The organism is Luteibacter sp. Sphag1AF, from assembly GCF_014192715.1.
Taxonomy (GTDB): Bacteria; Pseudomonadota; Gammaproteobacteria; order Xanthomonadales; family Rhodanobacteraceae; genus Luteibacter.
Genome location: NZ_JACHYH010000001.1, coordinates 682,291 through 697,039 on the forward strand (window position 1 = coordinate 682,291; position 14,749 = coordinate 697,039).

The 14,749-nt window shown below is 63.1% G+C and carries 12 protein-coding genes and 1 riboswitch; of the genes, 5 read left to right on the top strand and 7 right to left on the bottom strand.

The genetic code is table 11. From position 1 onward, the window contains the following. Positions 1–87: 87 nt before the first annotated feature. A complete protein-coding gene (fusA, locus tag FHW69_RS03120) occupies positions 88–2,157 on the bottom strand; it encodes an elongation factor G (protein WP_183421546.1) in 2,070 nt (689 codons plus the stop codon). 415 nt (positions 2,158–2,572) lie between these two features. Further along, positions 2,573–2,785, bottom strand: a complete 213-nt coding sequence (locus tag FHW69_RS03125; RefSeq protein WP_183421547.1) for a PQQ-binding-like beta-propeller repeat protein — start codon at positions 2,783–2,785, stop codon at positions 2,573–2,575. A 109-nt stretch (positions 2,786–2,894) separates the two neighbouring features. Between FHW69_RS03125 and FHW69_RS03130 the strand changes: the two genes are divergently transcribed. Together FHW69_RS03130 and FHW69_RS03135 are read left to right on the top strand one after the other, a co-directional pair. Further along, positions 2,895–3,875, top strand: coding sequence for an aldo/keto reductase (locus tag FHW69_RS03130; RefSeq protein ID WP_183421548.1), 981 nt, complete (start codon positions 2,895–2,897; stop codon positions 3,873–3,875). A gap of 38 nt (positions 3,876–3,913) precedes the next feature. Next, on the top strand, positions 3,914–4,720 hold the full coding sequence (locus FHW69_RS03135) for a CHAD domain-containing protein (RefSeq protein WP_183421549.1): 807 nt from the start codon (positions 3,914–3,916) through the stop codon (positions 4,718–4,720). Here the strand turns inward: FHW69_RS03135 and FHW69_RS19185 are convergent. Further along, on the bottom strand, positions 4,693–5,994 hold the full coding sequence (locus FHW69_RS19185) for a glycosyltransferase (RefSeq protein ID WP_183421550.1): 1,302 nt from the start codon (positions 5,992–5,994) through the stop codon (positions 4,693–4,695). The genes FHW69_RS03135 and FHW69_RS19185 overlap by 28 nt on opposite strands. An 82-nt stretch (positions 5,995–6,076) precedes the next feature. Continuing rightward, positions 6,077–6,314, top strand: a riboswitch (cobalamin riboswitch). 210 nt (positions 6,315–6,524) lie between these two features. On the opposite strand from FHW69_RS19185, the gene metE reads away from it, so the two are divergent. Together metE and metK are read left to right on the top strand one after the other, a co-directional pair. Then, positions 6,525–8,816: a 5-methyltetrahydropteroyltriglutamate--homocysteine S-methyltransferase gene (gene metE / locus FHW69_RS03145; protein ID WP_183421551.1), complete on the top strand. Its 2,292-nt coding sequence runs from the start codon at positions 6,525–6,527 to the stop codon at positions 8,814–8,816. A 132-nt stretch (positions 8,817–8,948) separates the two neighbouring features. Then, positions 8,949–10,163 carry a methionine adenosyltransferase gene (gene metK / locus FHW69_RS03150; RefSeq protein WP_183421552.1) on the top strand — a complete coding sequence of 405 codons (1,215 nt, stop codon included), beginning with the start codon at positions 8,949–8,951 and terminating at the stop codon, positions 10,161–10,163. Between the two features lie 58 nt (positions 10,164–10,221). Here metK and FHW69_RS03155 read toward each other — a convergent pair whose 3' ends face one another. Beyond that, positions 10,222–10,707 carry a YcxB family protein gene (locus tag FHW69_RS03155; protein WP_183421553.1) on the bottom strand — a complete coding sequence of 162 codons (486 nt, stop codon included), beginning with the start codon at positions 10,705–10,707 and terminating at the stop codon, positions 10,222–10,224. 274 nt (positions 10,708–10,981) lie between these two features. Between FHW69_RS03155 and FHW69_RS03160 the strand changes: the two genes are divergently transcribed. After that, positions 10,982–11,572: a hypothetical protein gene (locus FHW69_RS03160; protein ID WP_183421554.1), complete on the top strand. Its 591-nt coding sequence runs from the start codon at positions 10,982–10,984 to the stop codon at positions 11,570–11,572. Positions 11,573–11,678: 106 nt separating this feature from the next. Here the strand turns inward: FHW69_RS03160 and FHW69_RS03165 are convergent, their stop codons facing one another. From FHW69_RS03165 to FHW69_RS03175, 3 genes are all read right to left on the bottom strand, one after another. Next, positions 11,679–12,575, bottom strand: a complete 897-nt coding sequence (locus FHW69_RS03165) for an EamA family transporter (protein ID WP_183421555.1) — start codon at positions 12,573–12,575, stop codon at positions 11,679–11,681. 41 nt (positions 12,576–12,616) lie between these two features. Then, complete coding sequence (locus FHW69_RS03170; protein ID WP_183421556.1) at positions 12,617–13,300, bottom strand: hypothetical protein; 684 nt, start codon at positions 13,298–13,300, stop codon at positions 12,617–12,619. Between the two features lie 288 nt (positions 13,301–13,588). After that, positions 13,589–14,734, bottom strand: a complete 1,146-nt coding sequence (locus FHW69_RS03175; RefSeq protein ID WP_183421557.1) for a sugar ABC transporter permease — start codon at positions 14,732–14,734, stop codon at positions 13,589–13,591. Positions 14,735–14,749: the final 15 nt, after the last annotated feature.

A 14,749-nucleotide genomic window follows, 5' to 3' on the forward strand; every position in this document is an offset into this window, starting at 1 on the left:
TGTTGTGCATGTGGCACGGCAAAGACGTCAGGGCAGCGAGCTTGCCCGCGATGGGTGCTTGCCAGACGGCAAGCACCCATCCACTACTTACGCCTGCTTCCTCACCAAAGCAGGTTGACCCTGCGCCGGTCGGTACGCCGCAAACGCCACAGTGGCCGACGCGCGGCCCTGGCTCAACGAACGCAAGGATGTGGTGTAACCATCCAGTTGCGCCAGCGGCACCTCCGCCTCGATATCCGTGCGGCCGGCTTCGTCCGCAAGGCCCGTCACCTGACCGCCACGGCGTTGCAGATCGCCCAGCACGTCGCCCACTGCCACGCCGGGAGCACTGACCGATACCCGCATCACAGGCTCCAGCACCACTGTACCGGTCGCTTCCAGCGCCGCACGCACGCCAAGCTGAGCGGCACGGTGGAACGCCATCTCGCTGGAGTCCACCGCATGCGCCTGACCATCCAGCACCGTGACCTTGACGCCAACCACCGGATACCCGCGCGGCCCATCCTGCAACGCAGAGAGAATGCCCTTCTCCACCGCTGCCTGGAACGCCTTGGGAATGACGCCACCGGTCGTCTTGTCTTCAACCACGCTACCTTCGCCTGCATGCGGCGACACCGACAACACCACGCGCGCGAACTGACCACTGCCACCGGTCTGCTTGGCTACCTTGCCTTCCACGGCGCCGGAGTCACGGGCGGGCGTCTCCTGATAAGCCACCCGCGGCGAGCCCGTGCGCACAGCCACATCCCATTCACGACGCAGGCGCTCGACCATCACGTCCAGATGCAGCTCACCCATGCCCCATACCAGCGTTTCGCCGGTATCCGGATCGGTGCTCACGCGGAAAGACGGATCTTCCTGCGCCAGCCGTGCCAGTCCATTGCCAAGGCGAAGCAGATCGGACGACCGCTCCGGTGACAGACGCCATGCCAGCACCGCCGGCTGCGCTTCGATCGCTTCCAGTCGCAGGCGGTGATCGGTGGCCGTGAGCGTTTCGCCCGTGGCCACATCCTTCCAGCCTGCAATGGCCACGATGTCGCCAGCCTCCGCCACCTCGATGGCCTCGGTGTCTTCCGCACGCAACACGGCCAGCCGCCCGATGCGCTGCACGCGATCCGTACCGCTGCGCCACACCTGATCGCCCACGTGCAGCCGTCCGGCATACAGGCGGACAAACGCCAGCGGGCCATGCGCCTGATTGACGACCTTGAAGACGAGCGCCGCCAGCGGTGCATCCGCATCAGGTGCCACCGTTTCGTCAGCGTCCTGACCATGAGCAACCACCGCCGGCCGATCTGCAGGTGAGGGCAGATAAGCGACGAACGCATCCAGCAACGGCTCAACACCGATGTTGCGGAACGCGGAGCCGGGCAACACGGGCGAACCCTTGCCAGCCAGCGTGGCGCGACGAAGCGCCGCCGTCAGCATGGCGGCGTCGACGGGACGCTCTTCCACGTAAGCGTCCAGCACCACATCGTCGTGCTCGGCCACCGATGCGACGAGCGCCTGACGTTGCGCGCCGTACGCTTCGCGCGCGGCCGCCGTCCACGCAGACACCTGCGGCTTGCCGGCCGCATCCCAGTGCCACGTGCGCTCACCGACCAGATCAACGAGTGCCACCATCTGCTCGTCCTCAACCACCGGACGCGCGACAGCCCACACCGTTGCCCCCAGACGCTCGTGCATCTGCGCCAGCACAGCGTCGTAGTCGGCACCAGGACGGTCCATCTTGTTGACGAACGCCATCAGCGGCACGCCGTGTCGACGTGCCTGGCGCCACACCGTTTCCGATTGTGGCTGCACACCGGCCACCGCGGAGAACACGGCAACGGCACCATCCAGCACGCGCAGTGAACGCTCTACCTCAATGGCAAAGTCGATATGCCCCGGGGTGTCGATCAGCGTCAGCCGATGAGGCTTTCCGCCAACGGGCGTCCATTCGGCCTGCACGGCGGCAGCGCCGATGGTGATGCCGCGCTCGCGCTCCAGTTCCATGTGGTCGGTGGTGGTCGCGCCATCGTGTACTTCGCCGGTGCGGTGAATCGCGCCCGCCTTGAAAAGAAGGCGTTCGGTCAGCGTGGTTTTGCCTGCGTCGACGTGCGCGATGATGCCGAGGTTGCGGCGACGTTCAACGGGAATAAGGGGACGGGTACTCATGGTGAAAACGTTCCTGTGACAAGACGCCAGGGGCCGGATCAAATCGAATGGAAAGCGAGATCAACCCGGATGGCCTTCACGTTGCCCCTGGCGGGTACGCGATCAGCCGCGGGACTCGCGGGAGGTCTTCATGGCACGTGTGCTCCGGTGGGAAAAAGAACAAAAAAAAGCACCCTTGCGGGTGCTTTTGAGTAAGGACGGCCGATGACGACGGAGATTTATCCGTTGTCACCGCCCCGCCGCCGACGCACGCACCCGCGCTGCGCCTGCGAAACAGGCGATACGTGGTGAATCAGTATGTGCAGCGTGCGGCTCATGGGGATATCGGGTCCTTGGGTTGCGGCGAAGACTACGCCTCTTTTTTAGTAGTTGCAATATGCAACTTAATTAACAGACCCCGCCCCTAGGGAAGCGATTAAGCCATCACGTAACCGCCCGACTTCATTCCCAGCCCGCTGTGGCCACCCAGGGCAATCGGCACGTAGTGCTTGCCGTTCACCTGACGGGACATGGGGCTGGCCTGACCACCGGCCGGCAGACGGGCCTGCCAGATGACTTTGCCGGTGCTTTCATCCACGGCGCGCAGCCAGTGGTCGGCGGTGGCACCGATGAATACGAGCCCTGCCACCCTGTTGCCGCCGAAATCGAAGCAACATGAAGGCGTCCTTCATTTGAATTTGCGCGACCAGCGGAGCCATCATGCCTGCCTTCCCGCTCGCTCCATCAGGACGGCTCCCATGGAATACACGAAGCTTGGCCGCAGTGGACTGGACGTGTCGCGCATCGTCCTTGGCTGCATGACCTATGGTGTTCCGGATCGCGGAAACCACGCCTGGACGCTGGACGAGGCAACCAGCCGGCCCTTTCTGCGCAAGGCGCTGGATCTGGGCATCAACACGTTTGATACGGCAAATTCCTACTCCGACGGCACCTCCGAAGAGATCGTCGGTCGCGCCCTGAAGGACTTCGCTCCCCGCGATGAAGTGGTTATCGCCACGAAGACGTTCTTTCCGATGCGCAAGGGTCCCAATGGCGGTGGCCTGTCGCGCAAGGCCATTATGCATTCGGTGGATGCGAGCCTTGGCAGGCTTGGCACCGACTATGTCGACCTGTTGCAGATACACCGCTACGACCACACCACGCCGATTGAAGAAACCCTTGAAGCACTGCACGACGTGGTGAAGGCAGGCAAAGCGCGCTACATCGGCGCGTCGTCGATGTTTACCTGGCAGTTCGCGCAGATGGTCTACACGTCACGACTGCATGGCTGGACGGAGTTCGTCAGCATGCAGGATCACCTGAACCTGATTCAGCGTGAAGAAGAGCGGGAGATGCTGCCGTTCTGCGAGGACGAAGGCATCGCGGTACTTCCGTGGAGCCCCCTGGCGCGCGGCCGGCTCACGCGCGATGCGGACGCCAGCAGCACGCGGCAGACCTCGGACAACTATGGCAGCACGCTTTACAACGGGGCGGAGGCATCGGATCGTGCGGTGATTGAAGCGGTGGCCAAAGTGGCAGCCAATCGTGGCGTGCCCCGCGCGCAGATTGCCCTGGCCTGGGTGCTGAACAAGCCGGAGGTCACAGCGCCGATCATTGGCGCATCAAAACCCCATCATCTTGACGATGCGGTGGCCTCGCTGGACATCGTGCTGTCGCCTGAGGAAACCGCGATGCTGGAACGCCCGTACGTGCCGCATGCCGTAGTGGGATTCCAATAGCTCCCCATCGCCTCTCCATTTCGCCTACCATCGGTGCCATGCCTACCGAAAAAATCGACATCGGCCCTTTGCTGGCCGACCTCGCCGCCAGCGAGGCTCGCGCGCTTACGCGCGACCTGGGTCGCTCACGTGACAGGCACAAGGCCATTCATGAAGCCCGCAAGGCAGTACGCAGGTTGCGTGCGGTGCTGCATATCGGGCTGGAGCGTTTCGACGATCACGCTACCGCTGTGGACCGCAGCCTCCGCGCGCTGGGCCGTGGGCTGTCCACGTTGCGCGATGCACACGTCGCCGTCGTTACCGCAAAAACGCTGGTGGGCGAAGCGAAGCCCTCCGAGCGCGCCGCCTGGAACGCCGCGATTACGGCACTCGAACTACGCCGTGACGGCATGCTGACCGAGTCGCTGCGCCTGGACCCGGAGTTTCGCCGGCGCATCGCACGCGTGCAGCGAGCCGCAGATGCCATCGCGGCCATGCCGTGGAAGAAGGTGAGGAAGAAAGATGTACGCAGCGCACTGACGTACAGCTCCAAGCGCGTGCATCGCGCGGCGGAGCGGGCCAGAGAGGAAGGCACCGCCGCGCTCGTGCACGACTGGCGCCGCCGAGTACGTCGCGAACGGTTGCAATTGCAGGCACTTCACACGCTGCGCAAGCGCGGCGGCGTGCAGGTGGAGCGGGTCAACGAATCCCCCGCCTCCATCCGCAAGCTCACCCGTATTGCCGATCAGCTTGGCTGGCAGCAGGATCTGCGCCTGTTGAAAAACGGGCTGCGTGCCGTGGACATCGAAGTGGACGAAGCCGTGCTGGGCACCGTGCGTCACGCCATCGCCGAATCGCGTACCTGACGCCTTCGCAGCACCGACTCCACCGCGTCAGCCGCGTGCGAAGCACCTTCTTCACGAAGAATGACCCGGGCGAAGGCATGCGCGCGCTGAGTCAGCGCTTCGTCGTCCAGCAGCCGGCCAAGTTTCTTCACCACGCGTGACGCCCGATAGCGGCGCGCAGGCAACACATCGGCCACACCCAGCCGGACGAGCCTCGCTGCATTGTCCGGCTGGTCGAATCCGTGCGGCACAACCAGCATCGGCCGACCAGCGCGCAATGCCTCCTGGGAGGTGCCCACGCCACCATGGTGAATCACCACCGCGGCACGCGAGAACAGCGGTGCGTGAGGGGCGTACTCCGTCACGAAGACATCGACCGCCTGTGCACCCAGCCGCGCCGTCATTGCTTCGGACCCGGTCAACAGCACCGCACGACGCTTCAGACGCTTTGCCGCACCGAGGCTTTCCCGCAGAAACTGCTCGCCCGCATGCACCGCGACCGAGCCCAGGGTGAACACCAGTGGCGGCGAACCCGCGTCCAGAAAATGTGCGAGCCCGGCGGGCAAGGCGGCAGGCAGGCCCGTGCGGCGGCAGAAGCCGGTGATCGTCGTGTGGGCCGGCATATCCGGTGTAATCGAGCCCAGCAGGGGCGAGTACATGGCCAGCACGCCATCGCGCGCATGCTGGCCGCCGTGAAACGGATCGCCCGATGCCGACACGGCCGGCAATCCAAGTGTCTGCCGGAACGCGCGGACGGGTGCGGTCCATGCCGCCGTCACGCGCTCTGCCGTGCGGCGCAACCACTGGCCATGCCGTACGGATGCCCTGAAGAAATGGTCGAGCACGCGCATGCCCGTGGCCGGCGGATCGTAGGCAGAGATGAACACGGCGGGCGACAGCGCGGCAGACATCCAGGCCACCGGCAGGGTTTCCCCAAGAATGTGCCCGGCAAACGCCAGCGTCGAAGTAATCACCATATCGGCGTCCCGACAGGCCGGCAACAGCAACGCGTAACTCGCCGCCACATCGTCCGCAGCCAGGTCACGCACGACAAAGCGTGGCCCTCGAAGGGGATGGAAGGCCCGCGCAAAGAAAGCTTCCGGGTCCTCGGGCATCGGCACGTCGGTAGCGCGCGCAAACGTGAGGCCAGCCCGCTCGACAGCCTCCTGATGCACGGGATGAGTGGCGACAGTGACCCGATGGCCACGTCGCGCAAGCTGCTGACCCAAGGCCAGAAAAGGAAAGAGATCCCCTTCAGAACCCACAGTGACAACCACAATCCGGGCAGATTCCACGCGAGCCCCGTACTACGACAAAGGCCTGATCCTCGCACGGTAAACGTCTACGTAGCGTTTGACTTTGGACGTCCAGAGGTCTAACTTTCGCCGCGTTGACGGTCTTCATCTCTATATTCGGATATAGAGATGAAGCTAAGAGGGAAGCCGGTGGGAATCCGGCGCTGCCCCGCAGCGGTATGTGGAAACGAACCTTGTCAGGGGTTATTCCCCGGCACTGGGCCTTCATGGGTCCGGGAAGCGACAGGGTAAGGTGGTGCTTTCCCCCTTAAGCACCGTGTCCACGAGCCCGAAGACCTGCCGCCGACCGAAGAAGGCCGCTGCCGTCATGGGCGGTTGCCTTCTGGTCCGACCTGGGTTCGTGCCTTGCAACCCGAGGGCACTACCGGTTCGCCCGCGGGGGCGAAGGTCGACGGTCACACCGCCATGGCATGCGACTTGGGTCTTGCCCTCACCGGGCAGGGCGTAGCTGTGTGTCGATGACGGTCAGCCGCCCTTCCCTCCTCTTTCTTTCAAAGAGGATGCAACTCATGCCACACGTTACCTACCTTGGATTTCCCCGCATTGGCCGCCGCCGCGAACTGAAACGGGCGCTGGAAAGCTTCTGGAGCGGTGAAACCCCGGCCGCCGAACTGCTGGCGACGGCTACCGACCTGCGTCACCGCCACTGGAACCTTGCCCGCGAGGCAGGCGCAGACAGCGTGCCGGTGAACGACTTCTCGCTATACGACCACGTGCTCGACACGGCCGTGCTTCTGGACGCGATCCCCGAGCGCTACCGCGCACTGAATGCCACCGATCCCCTGGCCGCGTATTTCGCCATGGCGCGGGGTGTGCAGACAGACACGGTGGACCTGCCTGCGCTGGAAATGACCAAGTGGTTCGACACGAACTATCACTACCTGGTGCCGGAGCTGGATGCGCAGCAGTCGTTCGCCGCGCGTACTGGCAAGCTGCTTGGCGAGTATCGCGAAGCCACCGCTGCGGGTCATACGGCACGCCCGGTCATCCTTGGCCCCGTGTCATTCCTGCGTCTGTCCAAAACGACGGACGGCAGCGATGCGCTGGCGCTTCTGCCGTCGATCCTCCCGGTCTACGCATCCATTCTTCAGGCGCTGGCCGCCGAAGGCGCGCAGTGGGTTCAGATCGACGAGCCCTGCCTTGCACTGGATCTGGACGACACGGCGCGCGCGGCCTATCGCACGGCGTTTGCCGCGCTGGCCGCCGCTTCAGGGCCGCGCATGCTTCTGGCCACCTATTTCGCTGCGCTGGATGACAACCTCGACCTCGCGGTATCGCTGCCCGTCGCCGGCCTGCATGTGGATCTGGTGCGCGCACCGGCTCAGCTGGAAGCGGTGGCCAGCGCGCTGCCGGCCGACCGCGTGCTTTCGGCCGGTGTGATCGACGGCCGCAACATCTGGCTCAGCGATCCTTCCCGCGTGATGAGCCAGCTGCGTACGCTGGCCAGCCTCATCCGCGATGATCGTCTGTGGATTTCCACGTCCTGCTCGCTGCTGCACGTGCCGATCGACCTGACCGGGGAGAAGGGCCTGCGCGGATCACTGCGAGACTGGCTGTCGTTCGCACGGCAGAAGATCGGCGAGCTTCGCCTGTATGCCGATGGCCTGGCAGGGGATGACCGCGCGCTCACGGCACTGACAGAACAGCACGAACGCGTCGCCGCGCGCGCCCGCTCCAGCGATGTGGTGCGTGCCGATGTGCGCAGCCGCTTGCGTCAGCTCACGCCGCAGGCAGCGCAGCGCCGCTCAGGTTACGCCAACCGCGTGGTCGCCCAGCGCGAGCGCTTCGGCCTCCCCGAGTTGCCCACCACCACCATCGGCTCGTTCCCGCAGACGCATGAACTGCGTAAGGCGCGCTCGGCACACCGCGCCGGAAAACTGGACACGGCAAGCTACGAAACCGTGCTGCGTGAAGAAATTGAGCGCGCCGTGCGCTTCCAGGAAGCCATCGACATCGACGTGCTGGTGCACGGCGAGCCGGAACGCAACGACATGGTCGAGTACTTCGGCGAACAGCTGGATGGCTACGCCTTCACCGCCAACGGCTGGGTGCAGAGCTACGGCTCGCGCTGCGTGAAGCCGCCGGTAATCTATGGTGACGTGGCGCGGCCGGAGCCCATGACCGTGCGCTGGTCAGCCTATGCGCAGTCGCTTACCCGGCGTCCGATGAAGGGCATGCTGACCGGCCCGGTGACCATGCTGCAATGGTCCTTCGTTCGCGACGACCTGCCGCGCGAAGAGGTGTGCCAGCAGATCGCGCTCGCCCTGCGCGATGAAGTGCATGACCTGGAAGCGGCCGGCATCGGCATCATCCAGATCGACGAGCCCGCCCTGCGCGAAGGTCTGCCGCTGCGTCGTGGCGAGTGGGCTTCCTATCTGGCGTGGGCCGTGCACGCGTTCCGCATTGCCGCAGGCGGTGTCAGCGATGCCACGCAGATCCACACCCACATGTGCTACTCGGAGTTCAACGACATCATTGAATCCGTGGCAGCCATGGACGCCGATGTGATCTCCATCGAAACCAGCCGCTCGAGGATGGAATTGCTCGATGCCTTCACCCGCTTCCGCTATCCCAACGGCATCGGCCCTGGCGTCTACGACATCCATTCGCCACGCGTGCCCAGCGAGGAAGAAATGGTCTTCCTGCTGACCCGCGCGCTGGACGTGCTGCGGCCCGATCAGCTCTGGGTCAACCCCGATTGCGGGCTGAAAACCCGGGGATGGCCCGAAGTGGAGGCCGCCCTGACCGCCATGGTGGCGGCCGCAGCGAGGTTGCGTGAACGCGTGGAAGCACCTGCCTGAGCCATTTCCGCCTGAATATCACGCAACCGTAAGCCAGCCGCTGTAGGCTGGGACTGCAAATCGATCGGGGGGCGTGTATTATAGCTCGCCCCCTTTTATCTCTTTATCCGTAAAGAAGGATATATCCTCGCGATGAGCAGCTACCTCTTCACCTCCGAGTCGGTCTCCGAAGGCCATCCGGACAAAATCGCCGACCAGATCTCCGACGCCGTACTGGACGCCATCCTGGCCCAGGATGCCCGCGCGCGCGTGGCCTGCGAGACGCTGGTGAAGACCGGCGTGGCCATCGTGGCCGGCGAGATCACCACCAGCGCCTGGATCGACCTGGAAGCCCTGACCCGCAAGGTCATCCTCGATATCGGTTACGACAGCTCCGAGGTCGGCTTCGACGGCGAGACCTGCGGCGTGCTGAACCTGATCGGCAAGCAGTCCCCGGACATCAACCAGGGCGTGGATCGCAAGAAGCCTGAAGAACAGGGCGCTGGCGACCAGGGCCTGATGTTCGGCTATGCCACCAACGAAACCTCCGAATTCATGCCGGCGGCGATCCATTACGCGCATCGCCTCGTCGAGCAGCAGACCAAGGTCCGCAAGAAGAAGAACTCGCCGCTGCCGTGGCTGCGTCCGGATGCGAAGAGCCAGGTCACCCTGCGTTATGAAGACGGCAAGGCTGTCGCCATCGACGCCGTGGTGCTCTCGACCCAGCACGATCCGGGCGTGAAGCAGAAGGACCTCATCGAAGGCGTGCGCGAGCTGATCCTCAAGCCCGTGCTGCCGGCGAAGCTCCTGCACAAGGGCACCAAGTTCCACATCAACCCGACCGGCAAGTTCGTGATCGGCGGTCCCGTGGGCGACTGCGGCCTGACCGGCCGCAAGATCATCGTCGACACCTACGGCGGCTGGGCCCGTCATGGTGGTGGCGCGTTCTCGGGCAAGGACCCGTCCAAGGTTGACCGTTCGGCCGCTTACGCTGCCCGTTACGTCGCCAAGAACATCGTGGCTGCCGGCCTGGCCGACCGTTGCGAAATCCAGGTCAGCTACGCCATCGGCGTGGCCGAGCCGACGTCGATCTCGGTCACCACGTTCGGTACCGGCAAGATCTCCGACGACAAGATCGAGAAGCTGATCCGCAAGCACTTCGACCTGCGCCCGTACGGCATCATCCAGATGCTGGATCTGGTGCACCCGATGTACCAGCCGACCGCGTCCAACGGTCACTTCGGTCGCAAGCCCTACGACATGACCGATGCGAACGGCAACACGTTCACCGCGTTCTCGTGGGAAAAGACCGACAAGGCCGAAGCGCTGCGCGACGCAGCTGGCCTGGGTGCATCGAAGCGCAAGTAAGCGGTAGCATCGAGCAAAACAGACAAGGGCGCCTCAGTTCACCGGGCGCCCTTTCTTTTTATGCCCGCGACGCGGTAAACCAGCGCCTCACATCCGCAAGCACGGCGGCACGATGCGACACATCGGTGAAGGCCCGCTGCGGAACCACCATCGCATTTCCATTGGCGCTAACAATAACCAGGCCTTCGGGCGTGTCCGCCAAGCCACGGATCGCCTTCCAGGACATGGATCCGGACCTGCTTCCGATCGTGCTGGACCAGCCATCCGGAGTCAGCTCCAGCATGCGCTCCTGCGACTTGAACATGATCTGGGGAAAGGCCGCCAGGCATGCCACGACGATGGGTAGCCATACGGCGAACCACACAGCCATCGACATCAGTGTGTTGTTGCTGCAAAGCCAGGCAGCCCCGGCAGCCGCGATCACATGGGTCACCCAGAGCTTTTTTCTCCAGACGCGCCAGTACATCCGCCAGATCTCCGCGCGCGACGAACGGTAGCGCAGTGTATGCGTGCCACGTTCCGGCACCATTTCCATAGCCGTCATGAGCCCTCCCCGGGCCTCATCCTATCCGGTAGCCAACCGGTTGGGCCAGCTTTCGGTGGAAGCCGCATAGCTACCAAGGTCGGAGGGATGGCTCCTTCAGCACCTACAACCGATGGGCAATGTGAGCGCGGCGCCATCGGGCCTAAGGTGGCCTCGTCAGTGGCGCCGCTCATTCACTTATTCACAGTGCAGGGACGACCACGGCCGGCCGGAAAAAACGGTTGCGAATCGCCAGACGCGTTGCGGCTGGCATCCAGGAAGAAGGAGATTCGACATGCGCCTGCAAAAGCGTGTTCTGCTCGTTGCTTTCGTGCTTTCCACCGCGTTGGGGATGAGTGCTCCCGCCGCAGCTCACTTCGTAACGGACGGTGCTTCCGAAGCAAAGCAGCTGTCTGTGCAATGCAATATCTTTAAGAGATCAAATATTGCAGTGCCTCGCATCGCAACTGGCGATTCGCCGGTTGATATGACCAAACCCATGATGTGCTTTGAACAGGATCTCAAAAAACCTGTTCGGGAGCGCGACGAGAACATGGTCATGAACTACTTTTCCTTGAAAGGCAGCGGCAACATCACTTGTGACAGCAAGACAACGTTCTCCGGCGAACTCCGCCTTCAGCGCTCGAGTTCTCCCTTCGCGCCTTTCACCATGAACGACAAAGCTGACAAGATCTCGGTCAGCGTCGAAAACGATAAATATAGCGCCACCGTCCTCACTCTCACCGGGACGTTCACCACTGGCACATATAAAGGCGAGACCATCACGGCCTACCTGCCCAAGGACTGCCCGGGGACCAGTGACGAGCAGCCTTTGAGAATGCTGATTGATCCCCCGGCTCCTCCTATTGACTCACTGCCCCAATAAGAGAAGCAGGCGTCAGCTCAAGAGTTAAGGGATGCAGTTCACTCGGGGCGCCCCGTTTTTATGGATTGTTTGCCTGCGAGCGCGCTGGCGAGGTGCTGCATCCCGATCACCCGGCGGCGCCTGCCACTGGTGCGCGCCGTAACGCCACTGCCCCGCTGACCACAAACACCGCGATGCCTGCCAGCACGACCGCAATCGCCATCCAGCTTCGCGTGGAAAGCACCTCACCAAACCAGATGGCGGAGGTCACCAATCCGGAGATCGGAACCAGCAACGACAACGGCGCCACCGACGCGGCGGGATACTTCTTCATCAGCCGGTTCCACACCATGTAACCGAATACCGTGGTGACATACGCCTGGAACAGCACCGAGAACACCGCACCGGCCGTGAGGTGGTCCGCCAGCCCCACGAACGCAGCCGATCCTGCGTCAAGCCAGGCCAGCGCGAACAGCACCGGTGCCGCAACGGCGCTTGACCATGCAATGAAGGCGATCATGTCTTCCGGCCGGCTCTTCTTCACGATGATGTTGCAGATGCTCCAGCTCAGCGCGGCAATCAGCACCAGCACCGAACCGGTCACGGTGGTCACCGCGTCCGCAAACGCAATGACACCGATGAGGCCGACCAGCGAAATGATCATGCCGGCCATCTGCGGTCGCCGGATCGGTTCGTGCAGAAACAGCCAGCTCAGCACGATGGTAAAGAACGCACTGAACTGAAGCACCAGTGACGAAAGCCCTGGCGACATGCCCTTCGTCATCGCCAGGTTCACCACCCACCACAGGCCCACGCCAAACAACACGCCATAAGCCGCCGTGGCAAGCATCTGCCGTCCACGCGGGCGACGCACGAAGAAAATCAACGGAACCGCCGAGAACGCGAATCGGAGCGCCGTCAACAGGAAGGGGCTGAGGTCATGGAGACCCACCTCGATCACTGAAAAATTGCAGCCCCAGATAAGCGCAACAAGGACGCCAAGTGCCAGATCCAACGGTTTCATGCGTGTCCTTGCAGTAGCAGGTATGGAAGCGAAGCGCTGACTCAGGCAGCGGCCGTGGGAGCATGGCCGTGATACACGAAGTCGTCAAAATCCTCGTGGCGCCAGGTATCACCTTCCACATAATAATTCAGCACGACCGTGAGCTTCTGCTCATGCGTCGTTGCCTCGCAATCATGCAGCACCTCGCGCCCCTGCATCAGAAGCAGCGTGCCCGCCCGTGCGTAGATGCTCCGCCGCTCGGTCCATGGTTCGCGACTCGGGTGCGAGCGGGGAATCTGCATGCGAAGCGGCGCCTCCGTGTTGGTCGTCAGAAACAGAAGGACGGTAATGCCGTTACTGTCGTAATGTTCGCCGAGCGTGCCGCCACCCGGTGGATAAATCTTCACGTTCATGTCCGAACGCGCATGCGGCGACAGCACCACCTCGCGATTCGTCAAGACGCAGACCAGTGGCAGAAGAGCCCGATAAAGCACCGCAATCTCGGGAAGATGGAGGCGCACGTCGTCTCCCTGGAAGATGTGGTGCAGATACCTTCCGCCCCGATCAGAAACCGCCAGGGTCCCCGCGCCATGATGATCCACCAGCGAAACACCGCCTTCATCAATGACGGAATTGATGCGCCGAGCAAGGTCCGCGCAGACTTCAGCCGACATCACCCCATCCAGCAGGGTCACGTAATCGTACTGGTATTCCCTGCTGTGCCTTGCCAGATCGAAGCCCTTCATCCCTGATAACTCCGGTTAGTTGCACTGGATGTCGAATGCGCCCGTGATGCAGACGGGGCGCGATATGGAACAACCTGCATGCGGTCAGAAAGCGACTTTCCGACGTCGTCGCGGATTATCCGGATATACGGGGAGGCAAGGGCAATTCGCAGTTGGCCTCATCCATTGACGCGAGAATCTGCCAACTCGCCCACATACGAAGGCGGGCATGGTTGGCGATCCTGTGTCGGGCGCGCAAAAGAAAAGGCCGGGCAAAAGCCCGGCCTTTTCTCTCCAGCAACTGGGCAATCAGGCGTTGCGGTTGGAACCGGACAGCACGTCCACCCACACGGCAAGCACGAGGATCACGCCCTTGATGATCATCTGCCAGGAGTTGTCCACGTCCATCAGCTGCATGCCGCTGTCGAGGCTGGCCATGACCAGTGCGCCGATGAGTGCACCGTACACGGTGCCCGAACCGCCGCGCATCGACGTGCCGCCGATGAAGCACGCGGAGATGGCATCCAGTTCACCGCCCGTGCCTGCCGACGGCGAGCCGGAACCGGTGCGGGCCACGGTGATGATGCCGGCGAAGGCGCACATCAGGCCCATGATGGCGAACACCGCCAGTTTCACGCCCGCCACGTTCACGCCGGACAGGCGCGTGGCTTCCATGTTGCCGCCCACCGCGTAGATGTGCCGGCCGAAGACCGTCTGGGTGGCGACATAGGAAAACACCGCCAGCAACGCGATCAGGATCATCACCGGAATGGGGATGCCTTCAGCATCGTTCATCATGTAGACGAACGCGGCGATGAACAGGCCGATGACCAGCGTCTTTACGACGTCGATCCAGAGCGCGCCCTGATGCAGACCAAGCTTCGCGCGACGCATGCGACGACGGATGGTCAGCGCAGCCATGGACAGGAAGATGATGGCGCCGATATAGATGGACAGCGTGGGCGGTACGAAGCCCTGCCCCAGCGTCACCAGATTGTCAGGCACCGGCGCGATGGTCTGGCTATCAGTTACATAGAGCACGATGCCGCGAAACGCGAGCATGCCGCCCAGGCCCACAATGAAGGACGGTACGCGCAGCCGGGTGACCACGAAGCCGTTGAAGGCGCCAATGGCCAGACCCAGCACCAGCACAACGCCGATGGCCGACCATGTCCCCCAGCCGTGGTTCACCGCAAGAATGGCGACCACACCACCCAGCAATCCCAGCAATGAACCCACTGAGAGGTCGATTTCGCCCGAAATGATCACGAACACCATGCCGCATGCCAGCATGCCGGTGATGGCCATCTGCCGGAACAGGTTCGACAGGTTGTTGGAGGTGACGAAGATGCCACCGGTCTTGACGTGGAAGAAGGTCCAGATCACGGCAACCGCGATCAGCAGCGCGAGGATCTTGTAGCGTACGAAAAGTTGTTGCACTTGCTGGGCTTGCATGTCGGTTCCCTGAAA